At 39.3% G+C, this 17059-nt stretch carries 13 protein-coding genes and 1 other annotated feature; of the genes, 8 read left to right on the top strand and 5 right to left on the bottom strand.

The window, feature by feature from the left end; genetic code table 11:
- Window positions 1-5: 5 nt before the first annotated feature.
- Window positions 6-935, top strand: a complete 930-nt coding sequence (locus tag NPA36_RS08250; protein WP_256945653.1) for a 2-dehydropantoate 2-reductase — start codon at window positions 6-8, stop codon at window positions 933-935.
- Between the two features lie 336 nt (window positions 936-1271).
- On the opposite strand, the gene argH is transcribed toward NPA36_RS08250, so the two are convergent.
- Together argH and NPA36_RS08240 are read right to left on the bottom strand one after the other, a co-directional pair.
- Entirely contained in the window at window positions 1272-2591 is a 1320-nt protein-coding gene (gene argH / locus NPA36_RS08245; protein ID WP_256945652.1) for an argininosuccinate lyase, read from the bottom strand.
- A gap of 7 nt (window positions 2592-2598) precedes the next feature.
- Window positions 2599-3804, bottom strand: coding sequence for an argininosuccinate synthase (locus NPA36_RS08240; protein ID WP_256945651.1), 1206 nt, complete (start codon window positions 3802-3804; stop codon window positions 2599-2601).
- 66 nt (window positions 3805-3870) lie between these two features.
- Window positions 3871-4166: a binding site (T-box leader), on the bottom strand.
- A gap of 185 nt (window positions 4167-4351) precedes the next feature.
- Here NPA36_RS08240 and NPA36_RS08235 point away from each other — a divergent pair.
- Together NPA36_RS08235 and NPA36_RS08230 are read left to right on the top strand one after the other, a co-directional pair.
- Window positions 4352-5452: a DUF7309 domain-containing protein gene (locus NPA36_RS08235; RefSeq protein ID WP_256945650.1), complete on the top strand. Its 1101-nt coding sequence runs from the start codon at window positions 4352-4354 to the stop codon at window positions 5450-5452.
- A 51-nt stretch (window positions 5453-5503) separates the two neighbouring features.
- Complete coding sequence (locus NPA36_RS08230) at window positions 5504-6535, top strand: glycosyltransferase family 4 protein (RefSeq protein ID WP_256945649.1); 1032 nt, start codon at window positions 5504-5506, stop codon at window positions 6533-6535.
- 190 nt (window positions 6536-6725) lie between these two features.
- On the opposite strand, the gene NPA36_RS08225 is transcribed toward NPA36_RS08230, so the two are convergent.
- From NPA36_RS08225 to NPA36_RS08215, 3 genes are all read right to left on the bottom strand, one after another.
- Window positions 6726-8624 carry a beta-glucoside-specific PTS transporter subunit IIABC gene (locus NPA36_RS08225; protein ID WP_256945648.1) on the bottom strand — a complete coding sequence of 633 codons (1899 nt, stop codon included), beginning with the start codon at window positions 8622-8624 and terminating at the stop codon, window positions 6726-6728.
- A gap of 140 nt (window positions 8625-8764) precedes the next feature.
- A complete protein-coding gene (gene licT, locus NPA36_RS08220) occupies window positions 8765-9613 on the bottom strand; it encodes a BglG family transcription antiterminator LicT (RefSeq protein ID WP_256945647.1) in 849 nt (282 codons plus the stop codon).
- A 191-nt stretch (window positions 9614-9804) separates the two neighbouring features.
- Window positions 9805-11757, bottom strand: coding sequence for an ABC-F family ATP-binding cassette domain-containing protein (locus NPA36_RS08215; protein WP_256945646.1), 1953 nt, complete (start codon window positions 11755-11757; stop codon window positions 9805-9807).
- A gap of 358 nt (window positions 11758-12115) precedes the next feature.
- Here NPA36_RS08215 and NPA36_RS08210 point away from each other — a divergent pair, with 358 nt between their 5' ends.
- The 5 genes from NPA36_RS08210 (at window position 12116) to NPA36_RS08190 (ending at window position 17013) form a co-directional block, all read left to right on the top strand.
- A complete protein-coding gene (locus NPA36_RS08210; RefSeq protein ID WP_256945645.1) occupies window positions 12116-12766 on the top strand; it encodes a redox-sensing transcriptional repressor Rex in 651 nt (216 codons plus the stop codon).
- Between the two features lie 189 nt (window positions 12767-12955).
- Window positions 12956-13666, top strand: coding sequence for a response regulator transcription factor (locus tag NPA36_RS08205; protein WP_256945644.1), 711 nt, complete (start codon window positions 12956-12958; stop codon window positions 13664-13666).
- A complete protein-coding gene (locus NPA36_RS08200) occupies window positions 13666-15054 on the top strand; it encodes a sensor histidine kinase (RefSeq protein ID WP_256945643.1) in 1389 nt (462 codons plus the stop codon). The genes NPA36_RS08205 and NPA36_RS08200 overlap by 1 nt, the downstream gene beginning before the upstream one ends.
- A gap of 149 nt (window positions 15055-15203) precedes the next feature.
- Window positions 15204-15872, top strand: coding sequence for a VanZ family protein (locus tag NPA36_RS08195; RefSeq protein ID WP_256945642.1), 669 nt, complete (start codon window positions 15204-15206; stop codon window positions 15870-15872).
- Window positions 15829-17013, top strand: a complete 1185-nt coding sequence (locus NPA36_RS08190; RefSeq protein WP_256945641.1) for a class I SAM-dependent rRNA methyltransferase — start codon at window positions 15829-15831, stop codon at window positions 17011-17013. The genes NPA36_RS08195 and NPA36_RS08190 overlap by 44 nt, the downstream gene beginning before the upstream one ends.
- Window positions 17014-17059 lie beyond the last annotated feature (46 nt).

The following is a 17059-nucleotide window of genomic DNA, read 5'->3' as shown; positions in this document are numbered from 1 at the left end:
TATTGATGAAGATTGCAATTGCAGGAGCAGGGGCTATGGGGTGTCGTTTTGGTTACATGTTGGCTAAAACAGGAAATGAAATTTTGCTAATCGACGAGTGGCCAGCTCATATTGAGGCGATTCAGAAAAATGGTTTGACTGCTGTTGACGGAGATGTGCGTGACACGATTCAAATCCCGATTGTTCGACCTGAAGAAGCAAGAGGACAAGTAGACTTGGTCATCGCCTTTACCAAATCAATGAAACTTGGCGAAATGTTAGGTAAGATTAAAGGGATTATTCATGAAGACACTAAGGTATTGTGTTTGTTGAACGGCTTAGGACATGAAGAAACGATGCGTAAATATGTACCTGAAAAAAATATTATTATGGGTGTAACCATCTGGACAGCTGGTATCATTGAACCGGGTGTTGTCCGCGTTGGTGGCGTTGGTTCTGTTGAAATCCAAGCTATCGATCCAAGTGGCGAAAAAGTAGCCCACGAAGTAGTAGAGGTCATGAATGAAGCTGGACTATGTGCCGTTTACAGCCAAAATGTTCTATTTTCAATTTGGCGTAAAGCCTGTGTAAATGGTGCTATGAACTCAACTTGTGCCTTGTTGGATACGAATTTGGCTGAGTTCTTTGCTTCGAATTATGCAGAAGACATCGTTCGAGAAATCGTGACTGAATTCTCACAAGTAGCCGCAAAAGAAGGCATCACCTTGGATATCGATCAAACAACGGATTATGTGATTACCGCTTCTAAAAAAGTTGGTTCCCACTATCCATCCATGCACCAAGACTTAGTACAAAACCATCGCTTAACAGAAGTAGACTTCCTAAACGGCATGGTCAACAAAAAAGGTGAAAAATATGGCATCAACACACCATACTGTCGCTTGATTACGCAAATGGTGCATACCAAAGAGCAAGCTTTAGGCATCAAACAATAATTTTTAAAAGAGAAAACCTTCAGGTAAGCTATCCTGAAGGTTTTTTTGTTTCATATAGAGGGGGTGTTTGGGGCTGGGCAAAAAGTCCATAATGACTAATAGTTATTTTTAAATCACAAAAGAGTTTTGCGAAAATCTTACCAGAAATGAGAACGGCGGTGCCACCGTTCCCATTTCGGATAGATTTCTGGGGAACTATTTTATTTGGTTACCATTTGGACTTTTTTCCCAGCCCCTAATAAATTTTTGTTTCGTACCCAGAATATCCAAATAAACGTTAGAAATAAGAGTGTCATCGTTCTGATTTTTGTAGGTAACTGTGTACTATAACTCCCTTTAAAACATATCCTTCTTGGTTCCTAATCTCATGATATCCTCAGGTCGCAGAGCACTATAGACATCCTCCTCAATCAAGGGGCTAAATGGTTTCATTTTCGCCAAGTCAATATCTTGTAACTGTACTTCTTCTTCAATACAATAGAGCACCATTTGACCGACGATATGGTGGGCTTGTCTGAAGGGGAGGCCTTTTTTGACTAGGTAGTCAGCTAGTTCAGTAGCGTTTAGGAAGCCGTCATTGATGGTTTCAGCCAAGCGTTCTTCTTTAACGGTTAATGTTTCTACAACGCCAGCCAAGATTTTGACGCAAGCGGTAGTTGTATCTAGCGCTTCAAAATAAATGGCTTTATCCTCTTGTAAGTCTTTGTTGTAAGTCAAAGGTAACCCCTTCATGGTCACATACATGGCTTGCAGAAGCCCGATAACTTTAGCTGATTTTCCACGAATTAGTTCTAAGGCGTCGGGATTCTTTTTTTGCGGCATCATGCTGGACCCTGTGGAAAAGGCATCTGATAGCTCGACAAAGTCAAATTCCTGACTGGAGTATATGATAAAATCTTCTGCAAACCGACTCATATGCATCATAAGACTGGACATGCAGTGGAGGGCATCCAAGATAAAATCACGGTTGCTGACGCTATCCAGAGTGTTTTTCTGCACACTAGCAAAACCCAATAAGTCCGTTGTTTGCTGCCGATTAATAGAGTAGGTCGTTCCAGCAAGAGCACCACTTCCTAAAGGGTTAGAGTCCAGTAGATCAATAGTCATATTAATCCTTGCAATATCCCGTTCAAACATGGCCACATAGGCTTGGAGCAGATAGGAAAATGGCACGATTTGCGCGCGTTGAAGATGGGTATAGGCTGGCATCAAACAGGAGACTGACTGAGCTTTTTTCTTAAACGCCTCAATCATACTTTGACAGTCCTCTTTGAGATAGCCCATAGTTTTCTTAACGTAAAGGGTCATGTCAACAGCCACTTGGTCATTTCTGCTACGACCGGTGTGCATCTTCTTGCCAGCGTCACCGCACTGCTCAATCATTTTGGCTTCGACGAAACTGTGAATATCTTCGTAATCGCCAGTCAATAAACTTGGATCAGCAGTAATGTCTTCCAAGAGTTCTTTTAACTTTTCCTGTAAGAGCAGGCTTTCTTCAGCGCTAATAATCTGGCAATCGCCCAGCATGGTCACGTGCGCAATACTTGCTGTGATGTCCTCATACCAAAGACGTTTATCTAAGGAAAACGACTCATTAAAACCTTTCATCAGGTCTGATTCCTGACCTTGGAACCTTCCACCCCATAAACTTGTCATTGGCCGTTCACCCTTTCATTTCCTGAATTTTTGTAGATAGCGTATAAATGTTGATGAAACCAGTAGCGTCATGGTGGTTAAAGAGGTCATCTTCCCCAAAACTAGATACTCCCATATCAAACAAGGCGTTAGGACTAGTCATCCCTTGAGGTAGGACATTGCCCTTATAAAGCTTCAAGGCAACTTGACCGGAGACCGTTTCTTGACTAGCTTGCATGAAGGCCTGAATAGCTTTTGTCGCCTGCGAGAACCATTGCCCATTGTAGATCAATTCAGCATATTCCAAGGCCAAATGGTTCTTAAGACGCAAGGTTTCCTTGGTTAAGGTCAAGCTCTCCAGACGTTCATGAGCATTGATTAAAAGCGTTGCCCCAGGAGTTTCATAAACACCACGAGATTTCATACCAATCAAGCGGTCCTCCACCCAGTCCAAAACACCAATTCCGTGCTTGCCACCGATGGCATTCAAGGTGGACAATAGTTGTGCCGGTGCCATCAAACTTCCATTCAAAGCAACAGCAATTCCTTTGTCAAAGGTTAAGGTGATGATTTCCGCTTGGTCAGGAGTTTCTTCTAAAGGAGTTGTAAAATGGTAGAACTCACTATAATCCAATGCTTGTGATGGGTCTTCAATTTGTCCACCTTCATGGCTAATGTGCATAATATTTTCATCTTCAGAGTAGATTTTTGCTTTGGTAGAGATAACCGGTACGCCTTTCAATTCGGCATAATCCAAGGCATCTTCCCGTGATTTAATCTCCCATTCCCGCCAAGGTGCAATCACTTTAAGGCTTGGATCTAAAGCTGCGATAGCCATCTCGAACCGAACTTGATCATTGCCTTTGCCGGTACAGCCGTGGCAGATAGCACTTGCACCCTCCAAATGGGCAATTTCCACTAGTTTTTGAGCAATCAGAGGACGGGCTAAGGCAGTCCCTAAAAGATAGGTGCCTTGGTATTTGGCATTGGCAGTGATGGCTGGGAAGATGAAGTCCTCAACAAGTTGATCAGCTACATGAGGACAGTAAAACTTGTGGGCGCCGGATTGGATGGCCTTGATTTCAACAGCATCCCAGTCTTCTTTTTGACCGACGTCAACACATACTGCGATGATGTCTCCTTGGTAATGTTCTTTCAGCCATGGGATAGATACAGAGGTATCTAGACCTCCAGAATAAGCGAGTACGATTTTTTCATGTTGTTCATTTGTCATTGTAATTCCTCCTAAGTTTTTTGTGTGGATAAGAGAGGATACAAAAAGCCCGCCTCTTATCATAAAATAAGAGACGGGCAAATAGACTAATTCACTCGCGGTACCACTCTAATTGATCGGCTATACAAAGGGACCTATAGTGGTTAATAAACCTAGACAATAGAGCCGCAAGGTATGCGAATCCAACTCATTTTGTTAACGCCTGATATGCGGAAGTGACTACCATCAATAGCTAGCAAGCTACTCTTTTTGCCACTCCATCTCAAAAGTGCGGTTCAGTTTATTGGTCAACATTAGGCTTCCACTCTGTCCTAACTCGCTGGGTATCTGAATAAACTTACTCTCTTTGTCAAAGATGTTTTGTATGAAATTATGGTAAGTATAATGACCTCTCAGACAAATGTCAACCAAAAAATGATGATTTTTTAAAATAATGTTTCGAAAAGAAACTTTTTATGCGAAAAGGTTTATAAGAGCTAGAGTCAACCCAAGCAATCATGTATAATAAGTTCAAATGCACTAGACTATTTGAAATGAGGAGATATAAGTGGCAAGTACTGAAAATTTTACTGAGATATATAAAATCATTAAAGACTTATACCAAACGCTTGACCAGATAGAAGAAGATATTATGGAAACGGTAGCCATTAAAGATACAAAAGGTAATCTCCTCAGCATTATAACATTCATGTTTGATGATTTGGGACATATACAACTATCAATTTTGGAAGATACTAGTGAATTCATCAATTTTATTAGCTATTTTGATATGATGATTAGTTACCCTAACCAACTGATGGAAGCATTGATGATGAAAAAAGGCATTGAAATCAAATTTGGTGATCGTGAAGAGCTTCCTAAAAAAAATTATCAAGCTATTAAAGATTCAGGTGTAAGCTTCCGTGGCAGAGGAAAGTGGCCTTTCCTGATAGAATTTAATCCGCTAGTTCTTGTGGAATCCATTAGTAAAGAAAAGAAACAATTTCTGGAAACAATTCTTGGAATGTTTTCAACACAAGAAAATCGTGAGGTACTCTTACAAGCTTTTCTTGCAGCGGCGAGAGAGAGGAAAGAAGATCAAAGTACAAGCATTCCGCTTCTTATCTGGAATCCAAAAAAGAAAACCGTGTCTACTAGCAAATATCATTTATCACTAAAGTCTGAAACTGTGCCGTCTAGCTTAGAACCATTTTTTCCGAAATCGATAGCACCTCTGCTTATTCCTGAATTTACTGTATATAGACTAGAAAAACAAATTAGCTCACGCTCGCCACATGTATATGAGATTTCTCTTCGGTTTAGTGAACATATCTATCGCCATTCTGATGGGGAGGATTATCTAGGATATGAATTGCTGATTGCTGACCCTGAAGAGGGATTAGTCTATTTGAAGCAGTTTGATGAGGCTAAACCCCAACAATTACAAGAAGCTTTGTTAGATTTTTTAGCTTACTACGAGGAATGTCCCACGGCTTTTGTAACAAGTGGAGTATTTGGGTTAAGATTGCTCACTCAAATTGAGGCTTTGGCAAATCGACTTGGCATTGATCTTATTTTTGAAGAAGAACTTGAGATTATCGACTCCTTAACCGAGATTGATATCTTAGAATTTATCATGAGAAGCTACGAAGATGAAGGGTTTGAATAAATCAGTCTTAAAACCTTCCTAGCTGCTAATCATGGTAGAAAGGACTAGAAAATGAATATTACCTTATACACCATTATCATGGCGTTAGCGACAGGAATCTCTACTTTTCTTTCTACATTTTTTTTAATTAGATTTGCAAAAAAGTATCACATCTATGACTATCCGGGTAGGCGGAAAATTCAAACCAAGCCCATTCCGACCATGGGTGGAATCGCTATTTTTCTTAATTTTTGGTTCTTCTATTTTTATAGTTTTCGTAGCTTTGACCAAGCGCGTATTGCTATCTTTATTGCCTCAGCAATTATCCTCCTAACAGGGATTATTGATGATCGGTACGATTTATCACCATTGAAGAAATCGATTGGGATTATACTAGCCTCTCTGGTAGCATTTTACGGTGGAAATGTACGGATTAGTACCATGACCTTACCCTTTGTGGGGTACATTTCTTTAGGTTTTTTTAGTCTTTTAATTACTGTCTTGTGGCTATTTTTGATAACAAATGCTGTAAACCTGATGGATGGGTTAGATGGTTTAGCCAGTGGTATTTCGATGATCGCCTTGATGACGATGGGGACAATAGGTTACATCTTTTCTAGTGATGGTTCCGTTCTAGCTTTGGCAGGGATTATTCTATTATGGTCAGCCATTGCAGGCTTTTTCCCACATAACTTTTTTCCCGCTAAGATTTATTTAGGAGATACAGGAGCCCTTTTTATTGGGTTTATGATTGCTGTATTTTCATTGAATAACCTGAAAAATGCTACCTTCTTTACCATGATTATCCCTTTTGCAGTTCTTGGAGTTCCGATTTCGGATAGTGTAGCGGCAATTTTTAGAAGGCTTATGCGCAAAGAACCTATTAGTAGAGCTGATAAAGCTCATTTACACCATCGTTTACTAAGGCTTGGCTTTAGCCATAAGCAGGCTGTTCTATTAATTTTTGGCTTGTGCCTAATTTTTAGCTTAACAGCCTTGATTTTCCCGATCTCGCCTATAATAGGTGGTATCTTGTTAGTAGTCGGATTGATTTGCGGTGGCGTTCTGTATTGGTTGTCTATCAGAGAACGTAAGGAAAAATGAAAGTTAGCTACTTAGATATTCAAAAAGGCTTAGAATCAATGTTCATTAGAACGTAGATTCTAAGCCTTTTTTTAATGATGTAAGAGTATCCAGATAAGACTCGGAAATAGCGAGGTATCTAGCATAGTTGCCCTTAGTAGTTCTGGTTCTTACCTGGGAAACTTTGTAGCGTGAGTTATGCTCTAGGAGCTTAATTTGCAATAATAGTAGTGATTAAGAGGTCTCCTTGTTTAGCTGCTGGTTCAGAAGTGGCAATGACATCAACATAATCAGGCGTATTTGTAATAATGATTGGTACTTGTGTGCTATAACCTGCCTCTTCGATAGCTTTTATATCGAAAGATACTAATTTGTCGCCTTTTTTTATCCGCGCATTCTGTTCAACAAAGGATTCAAAGCCTTTTCCTTCTAGTTGAACAGTGTCGATACCGATATGGATTAACAGCTCCGTTCCATTATCTGAGATTAAGCCAATAGCGTGTTTTGTAGGGAAGACTGTCAATACCGTACCATCAAATGGTGCGACAACTTCACCCTTACTTGGTTCAATAACAACACCTTTCCCCATAATACCTTCTGAAAAGGCAGCATCTCTAGCTTCACTTAAAGGGAGTACTTTTCCTTCAATTGGTGAAAAAACATCATCTTTTGCTAGTTTCTTTTTTTGACCAGTTGCTGCTAATTTTGCTTCTTCTTTTGATAGCTGAATAGTTGGTTCATCATCTTTAAAGCCTAGAATCCAAGCTAAACCAAAACCTGCAATAAGTGCAGCGGCATCTAGAATCATATTGTAGATAGCAAATGTCATGTTACCATCCGGAGAAATACTTGAAGTATATCTAAAAATACCCAATCCTCCCATTTGGTAACCTACAATGCCTAGTCCCATTGCAATAGCTCCTGTTACCCCACCGACAATACAGGAAGCCCAGAAAGGTTTTTTCTTTGGTAAAGTAATCCCATAGATTGCTGGCTCAGTAACACCGAATAATCCGGAGATAAAAGATGGTACGGATAGTTCTTTTAGTTTTGAATTTTTAGTTTTTAACATAACGGCAAGGACTGCTCCTGTTTGTGCAAAAGAGACACTTCCAGCAGGAGTTAGGAGAGCGGTTGGCTGACCTTGGGATAAAGCAATAATGGCGAAGGGGATAATTGCCCAGTGCATACCGAACATTACTAAAACCTGCCAAGAGAAGCCAAGAATTGCACCAAAGAGGATTGGATTGAAGTTTTGAATAGCAAGCAAAGCATTTCCAAGTCCGTCAGATGCAAAATTCATAACTGGCCCAATCACTAAAAAGGTTAGTGGTATTGTAACCAAGGCTGTAAAGAAGGGTACTAAGAAGAGTTTTACGACGTCTGGGATGATTTTTCTTAGCTGTTTTTCTAAGAAGGATGCAAATGCTGCCGCTGCAATAATTGGCATAACTGTTGAACCGTAGCCTGCAGGTGGAATCGAAAATGGGACACCAAAGAAATTAAGTCCACCACTTTCAGCAAATAATGCAGTTGCTGAACCATCAATGAATCCAGTATAGAGCAAACTTGTAGCAATCATCATACCAAGAAAAGGTGAGCCACCAAATTTTTTCATGGCGGTGTATCCAATAAAGATTGGTAAGAAGAGGAAGAGGCCATCCCCCATTGCGTTAAAGACAGCATAAGTGGAACTGGCAGAAAAATTAGCTCCTAAAGCAAATGCCAAAATCGCATTAACCCCTTTTAACATACCGGCTGCAGATAAAGGCGCTAGAATAGGTTGAAAAATACCTGAAATCATATCAACGAATTGGTCGAATAAATTACCTTTTGGTCCATCGTTAGTAGTTTCTTCTAAGACACCTAATACAGCATCTACATCTTTACGAACATCAGGCACATGATTCCCAATGACAACTTGGTATTGACCGCCTGCTTGCATTACGGTGACAACACCATCCATATTTTTTAAGGCTTGCGTGTTTGCCTTACTTTCATCTTTTAGTTTAAAGCGAAGTCGAGTGATGCAGTTGGTTAAGGAGTTGACATTTTCTTTTCCACCGACCTCTTTAACAATATTTGTTGCAAGTTCTTCATATTTACCCATTTATAATTCCTCCAAATGTTTTCTTATTTTTTATTCAGAGGTCTCGCCAACCGAATGTCACGATCCAATGCCCTTCCACAGGCAAATGACTACCTACGCTCCTTTTAGGTGGTTATTTAGATAAGGAGATAAGTCTCCTTCTAATTTGTTTTATCGAGAATACGAGCTAAGTGAATGGTAATGTATACCTTCTCGTCTTTGGACATAGTATAGTTACGCCGATTCTCCAATAACTCAGCTACTTTTTTTGTTGCCACAAAAGCTTCAGGATATTGACTAGTAACAAGCTCAAAAAGCTCATTTTGTACTTGATCCTCAGCTTGAGGAGCTGCATCACTTTTTAAAACTTGTTCAGTGAAAAATTTTAGATGTGTGATAAAACGTTGAAAGTATATATCGTTTTCAGCAAAGCTAATTCGTAGAGTGTATTTGATAACCGTTAATATCTCTTCCATCAATTGAGTTAGGCTGATGGCATCTTCATTTTGATTGTCAATCTGTGCATTGGTGATGTGTAGAGCTAGAAAACCAGCTTCATCATCTGTTAATGAGACATGAAGTTGTTCATTGACCATTTGAATTGCTTTTCGGGCTATCTCCAATTCGGTTGAGAAGAACCGTTTAATATCCCATAGTAAGAAATTCTTTACTTGTATATTTTTCTGATACCGTTGGATAGAAGAATGTAGGTGATCCGCGATGGCAATAAAAGAGGATTCATTCAACTCTTTATTCAAAGTCTCTTTAGCATCTGATAAAATCTTATAAGATATATCGATGATTTCTTCGGGAATTTCTGCAAAAAGTTGTTTGATTTGCTCGGATTCCATTTGGTTTTCAAGTTTAAAAATCTTTTCGACCTTTTCAGTGTTGACTTCTGAGCCTGGCTTCATCTGGAAACCCAAGCCATTGCCCATAAGTATTACTTCTTCATTTTCCTCATTTAGGACGATGACCACATTATTATTTAATACTTTTAGAATTTCCAAAATAATCGGCCCCCCTTAATTTGATGAAAGAGATTGTATATAGAAAAAAACCTAAACAAGCCCCACTATTGGCGTTGTTTAGGTCTAGCTTAACTCAATAATAACTATCCATTAACAAGGCCAATATACACTATAAAGGAAGCGTTGTCAATGGGTTTTTGGGAGATTGCTCCATAATTAGAAGGTGATACTTATTCTTTCTCTAACTCCAGACTCAATTCCTCCCAAGCTAACAAATCTTGCTCTTGTTTGAACTCCAATTCTTCCAATCTAACTTGCAATTTAGAGCTTTGTACGGGGTCTGAATAAACGGATTCTAAACTTAATTCTTCATGAATTTCTGCTACTTCATTTTCTATATCTTCTAATTCCAATTCAATTTGTTCAATTCGCCTTTGTAGGCTCCTTAAGCGTTTTTGTTCTTCCTTAGATAAGTGATAGTGACTTTTAGCTTGTGGAATATCACTTCTTTCATCGGATCCGTCTTTTGAAGAGTCTACCGTGCTTAATAACTGTTGAATCTCTTCTTCCTCTTTTTTCTTTTCCAAGTAGTAGTCATAGTCACCTAGATAGAGTTTGCTGCCAGTAGGTGACAACTCCAGGATGGATGTGGCAAGTTGATTAATGAAATACCGGTCATGGGAAACAAAGAGGATTGTTCCATCAAAGGAAGCTAATGCCTCCTCCAAAACCTCCTTACTATCAATATCCAAGTGGTTGGTCGGTTCATCTAGAATAAGGAAATTATCGTGCTCTAAGGATAGCTTTGCCAAAGACAAGCGAGCCTTTTCGCCCCCACTTAGTTGAGCACTAGTTTTCTCGACATCACTACCACTAAAGAGAAAGCTTCCTAGAATTGTACGGATATCTTTTTCATTCATGGTGGAGTGGTTTTGCCACAATTCTTCAATCACTGTATTGTTAGGAGTCAGTCCTGATAAATTTTGGTCATAATACCCCAATCGAACATTAGCTCCCAAAGTCGCTTGACCTTTAATAAAGGGAATTTCTTGTCGGATGGATTTTAATAGGGTGGATTTGCCAATACCATTAGGGCCAACAATAGCGATAGAGTCTTGTTTGCGCACTTGGAAGGTAATTGGTCCAGAAAAAATCTGTCCGTCATACCCCACATAGGCTTCATCTACTTGTAATACCTGATTACCAGATTCTTTTTCAGTAGCGAAACTAAATCTAGCAGAGCGTTCATTGCCTTTAGGACGTTCGATTCGCTCCATTTTTTCCAATTGCTTTCTACGAGATTGAGCTCGCTTGGTGGTAGAAGCACGCACCAAGTTTCTTGCCACAAAGTCTTCCAACTTATGGATTTCTTCCTGTTGTTTTTCATAGGCTTTTTGTTGCAGTAAGAAACGAGCCTCACGCTCCTCCAAATAATACGAATAGTTACCTGAATAGTGCTGGGATTTTCCATGTTGGATTTCATAAACTTCGTTGCACACTCGATCCAAAAAGTATTGGTCATGGGAGACAATCACTAAAGCCAAGTTTGAAGCTTTTAGATAATCCTCTAACCAACTCAGGGTTTCGATATCTAAGTGGTTGGTTGGTTCATCAAGAATCAGTAAATCGTGCTTTTCTAATAGAATTTTTGCCAAGGCCAACCGTGTACGCTGCCCACCGGATAATTGCTGAATAGGCTTATCATAGTCTGCTTCATAAAACTGAAAGCCATGTAAGACTGTTCGAATTTCAGAAGGATAGCCGTAAGCATTCTTTTCTTCCAAAAGAACTTGCAATTGATCATACCGTGCCAAGGCCTGTTGATAGAGTTGTTCATCTGCTAAAATAAGTGGATTTCCCAAACTTTCTGCAGCTTTCTGAGCCTGTTCCTTCAAAGTTTCAACATCTTCAAAAAGCTCAACCATCTCCTGCCAAATGGTATTGGTCGACTCGATAGCAGCATATTGATCTAGATACCCAATAGAAAGGTCGCGCTTTTTGGAAACCGTTCCTAAAGAGGGTGATTCAATCCCAGCCAACATTTTTAAGAGTGTTGACTTGCCGGTACCGTTGCGCCCAACTAAGGCAATTCTAGATTGCTCTTGAATGTCGATAGAAATATTTTCAAAAAGCACATCAGGTCCAAAATGACGTGCCAATGATTGTCCTTGTAATAAAATCATCTTAATTCCTCATATCATAAAAATTTATTGGGTGTGCTCTGTAAGAATAACATCTTTACTACATTATTTAAGTAGCTTTCCACCTAATCACTATATAGTGTACCATATTAGTGCAGCCCTGTAATTGAATAGATACCAAAAGATGAAATGACATTCACAAACAGGGCTAGAAAAGATTGTTAAAAAAATATAGAAATTTTTATTGAATTGTAGCCTTTCTATAGATTAATTGTGAAAAAGTGGTATAATGAACATCGTAAAGTACTGTTGAAATTATGCTATCTATGAATTGAGTGTGATAAAGCTAGCATGATTCAAATAAGGAAATCGAAAATATATTAAAGGAGCGAATACACTAATGAAAGTTCTTGAAATACCAAAGGCTACAGCAAGACGTTTACCTATTTATCATCGCTACTTGAGATTCTTACATGATGCCGGTAAAAGAAGAATTTCTTCTACGGAATTAAGTGAGGCAGTTAAAGTAGATAGTGCCACTATCCGTCGAGATTTCTCATATTTTGGTGCCTTAGGAAAAAGAGGTTATGGGTATGATGTTGAATACCTATTAGATTTTTTTAGCCACACCTTAAACCAAGACCGTTTAACCAACGTAGCTCTTGTTGGCGTAGGTAACTTAGGCCAAGCTTTATTGAATTATAATTTCCATCAAAGTAACAATGTGCGTATTTCGGCAGCTTTTGATGTTTCAGATGATTTGGTTGGCAAGATTCTAAGAGGCGTACCAGTTTACCCAATGGATGAAATGGTTGAACAAATCCAATTACAACAAATTGAAGTAGTTATTCTAACGGTTCCTCAAGAAGTGGCTCAAGAGACAGCACATGATTTGGTCAAAGCTGGAGTGAAAGGCATCTTGAACTTCACACCTCTGCGTCTATCATTGCCAGAGTCTGTGCGCGTGCAAAATGTTGACTTAACGAATGAATTGCAAACCTTAATCTATTTCTTGGATAAACAAAAAGAAATAGAAGCAGCACAAGAGTAAATAAGTCCAATCCACTGTTCAGCAAGTTATTTCTTGTTGGACAGTTTTTTGTTTGCAAACAAGCAGACCTTTCACGTAGCTTTCATAGTTTTTTCATATCTTTTTGTTAAACTCACCAAACAGAATATAGTATACTTAGGTTAAGAGATGAAAAGATAAGACCAAATCCACTAAAGTGAGGAAACGACTATGAATATACTCATGATTGAAGACAATGAAGCAGTATGCGAGATGATGGAAATGTTTTTTGAAAAGGAAGATTGGGTAGCTAAGTTTTACCATGATGGAAAAGAAGGCTTTGATGCCTTCAAACTGGACCAAGACTCATGGGACTTTGTTATTCTAGATTTAAACTTACCGTCTATGGATGGTATGCAGATTTGCCGAAAAATTCGTCAACTGGATGAGTTGGTGCCCATTATCATGCTAACGGCTAGGGACTCTGAGAGCGACCAAGTGATTGGTTTGGAAATCGGGGCCGATGATTATGTCACTAAACCGTTTAGTCCGCTGACCTTGATGGCTCGGATAAAAGCCCTATACCGTCGTTTAAACTTGAGCTCTAAGAATGTTGAAAATAAAGAAGGGGACTTTGACATTATTACGGAACATGTTTCCATCAACACGAAAACCCATGAGGCCTTTTTAGATGGACAAGAGATTGTTGGTCTAACTCCAAAAGAGTTTGACCTCTTAGTGGTTATGGCCAAACACCCAAGGCAAGTGTTTACCAGAGAACACCTCTTGACTCGTATCTGGGAAGATCCCTATTTTGGTGATGAGAGAACTATTGATGCCCATATTAAAAAGTTGCGTCAAAAAATAGAATTGGCAGGGCCGCAAGTCATCCAAACAGTTTGGGGAGTCGGCTATAAATTTGACGATAGTGGAGTTGTCTAATGAAATATTTCTATCAACAATTATTCGGCTTCTTAGCAGTTGCTCTCGTGACCATTTCAGTTTGTGGCGGAATGATATACAGTTTCAATATGCAAAATATTTATCTGCAACGGGCACAACAACTATCAGGGTATGCTCAATCCATTATTGTCAACCAATTAACTAGTGAAGAACTGCAACAAGCCACCAAACTAATGGAGAATGAGCATGTTCAGATTGCCATTTTTGATAAGAATAACTACATGACGTATCCCTTTTCTACCTTTGTTCAGTCAAGTACCCTATCGCAGTCGGAGCTACTACGCTTACGTGGTGGGGAAATTATTCAGTTTCGTCGGACAAATTTTTCTCTGTCGGATACTGAGATGGTGACTATCTATTACCCCATCTTTAAGTCGCAAGAATATTCGGGTTTTATAGCCATAGGGTCACCGGTTAGTCGAATTCAAGCACAACTCAATGAATTGAGAGATAACTTAATCCTTGCTTTTGGTATTGCAACCTTGGTGGCCATGCTTTTGAGCTTGTTCTTTGCTCGCTACCAAACCATTCGAATCAACCGACTCAGAAAAGCTACGCATGAGATTGCACAAGGAAATTTTGATATTGAAATTCCAACTAAATCTAAGGATGAATTTGATGATTTGGCAACAGACTTTAACCAGATGGTCTGTTCACTTAAAAAATCTGAGCAGGAGATTGACCGACAAGAGAATCTTCGCCGGCAATTTATGATGGATGTGGCTCACGAGATGCGGACACCTTTAACAACTATGAATGGTTTGCTAGAGGGATTGGCGCATAATATGATTCCAGAAAGCCGCAGAGAACGTAGTTTAGAATTAATCAGTAACGAAACGCAACGCTTAATCCGCCTGGTCAATGAGAACCTGGACTATGAAAAAATTCGTTCCGACCAGATTGTTCTAACCAAGCAAGTGTTTGATGGTAAAAAAGCCTTTCAAACAGTGGTTGACCAATTGCAAGAGCTGTCTAAAACAAAGGAAAATAGCCTATCCTTTGAATGCTCAGACAACTTTAAAATCTATGCAGATTATGACCGATTCGTTCAAATTTTATTTAATATTACAAAAAATGCTATCCAATTTACCGACCATGGGAATGTTTTGATTAAGGGTTACCAAGAAAAGAATGATTCGGTGATTGAGATTAGTGATAGTGGTATTGGTATTAGTGCCAAAGAAATCGAGTCCATCTGGGAGCGGTTCTATAAGGCGGATGTTTCAAGGAAGAGCACCAAATATGGTGAATCCGGTATTGGATTAGCTATTGTAAAATCTCTGGTGAACCGTCATAATGGAACTATTGATGTAACTAGTCAAGAAAATGTTGGAACCACCTTTACCATTCGTTTACCCAAAGCTTAAAACCCCTTGAAAACTACGAAGATAACTAAGTTCTTGTGGAGCTCTATGTCTATCAACGTAGTTTTCATGATGTAAGGCTCATATAAGAATATCTTAGGATATTACTAAGTAAGTTGAGCGTGAGTCAGCTATCTATACAGGAGGGCTATATGTACTTTTTTGAACCACTCTACCGTCAGTTAGAGAGTCAGTATTCAGATAAAATAAACCATTTTCCACTTATTCGTCTAATCCTCTATAGTTTGGACCACGCCTTATTCCTATTCTTAATCTGGTTATGTATATGGGTAGTTCTAGTCTGGATTCGACATCGGAATAGGATGCCCATCCATTGGCGACGTGAACATTTGAAGAATGGCTGCATCTTTTATATGCTGCTGCTCTTTCAATTGACTGTATTTCGGAATAGTACCACCATTTTTACAGTTAAGATAATTCCCCATCCTTTGAGTGATATCTATTTGATACCGTTTGAGGATTCTTATAAATTGTTTTTTGGGGATTCATTATTTTCGGCTTACTACAATGTCTTGGGTAATATTATTTGGTTTGTACCTTTGGGGATATTTGTAGGAGCATTATCTAGGAAAGAAAAAAATGTTTGGAGAGCTTTAGTAACAGGCTTCACCGTCTCTTTTACCATAGAGACTATGCAATTCTTGTTTTACACAGGAATTGCCCACATCGATGATCTTTTGCTAAACATTGTAGGAACCTTGCTGGGATATGCCATTTATGCAGGAATCAAAAAAATTAGAAAAAAGAGGAATAAACATGGAAACAATAGTAGTCAGACGACTAGCAGCAGGGAATATTAAAAAGGGGAGCCCACTCATTCAGGAATTGGATTTGGCTAGACCTATCAGAGGAAATCAAGGTGAACAAGTGATTGTTTCTGATGAAAGAGGTAATTTTTTAGGAAAAGCCTATTTAGGGCAACAACACAAAGGGGTTGCTTGGATCTACAGTAAGGATCCCAATCAAGTTTTAGACAAAGATTTCATTACAGAGCTTTTATCTAAGGCTATCCAGTCTAGGCAAGGACTCTTCGCTAATCCAGATACAAATGCCTTTCGTATCTTTAATGGAGAAGGTGATGGTTTAGGTGGTGTGACCATTGATTGGTATGCTGGTTATGCTGTCTTTTCTTGGTACAGTCAAGGGATTTATCTTTACCGTGATGATGTGATTGAAGCTTTCTATGACTTGCATCCGGAAACCTTAGGGATTTATGAAAAAGTTCGTTTTGAAACAGATGGTGCCCTAGAGGAAAGCCAACACGTTTGGGGACAAGAGGCCCCAGAGCCATTACTGATTAAAGAGAATGGTGTGACTTTTGCAAGCTATTTGAACCAAGGTTTGATGACTGGAATCTTTTTGGACCAAAGAGAGGTTCGACGTTTGTTGCTGGAGGACTATAGTGCTGGAAAAACAGTCTTGAATACTTTTTCTTACACAGGGGCTTTTTCAGTGGTAGCAGCTTTGGGTGGTGCAACCCAAACAACCAGTGTTGACGTAGCCAACCGTAGTAAGGAGAAAACGCAAGAACAATTTATGGTCAACCATTTGGATCCAGAATCGCAACTGATTTATGTCATGGATGTGTTTGATTACATTCGTTATGCCAAACGCAAACAGTTAAGTTTTGATACTATCGTTCTTGACCCACCAAGCTTTGCTCGCACCAAAAAACGGACCTTCTCGGTTGCGAAAAACTATGGAGAGCTGATTGCTGACTTGGCCAGCTTGATTTCTTATAAAGGCGTCTTAATTGCTTCAACCAACGCAGCTAACGTAAGTGACAAGCAATTCGACCAAATGATTCAGGAAGGCTTGTCTAGTGTGAGCCGTAGCTATAGCTATGAACATAGCTTGGGTCTACCAAAAGATTTTCCAAGTGCCCCAGCAACACCGGTTAGCGATTACCTAAAAGTCCGTGTGATTCGATTGGACCAATAGATTTTATAAAAACCTCCCTCACTCCTAGATTGTTATGGAAGTGAGG

Source organism: Granulicatella seriolae, assembly GCF_024543085.1.
Lineage (GTDB): Bacteria > Bacillota > Bacilli > Lactobacillales > Aerococcaceae > Granulicatella > Granulicatella seriolae.
This window is presented reverse-complemented; position numbering and strand designations above follow the sequence as displayed.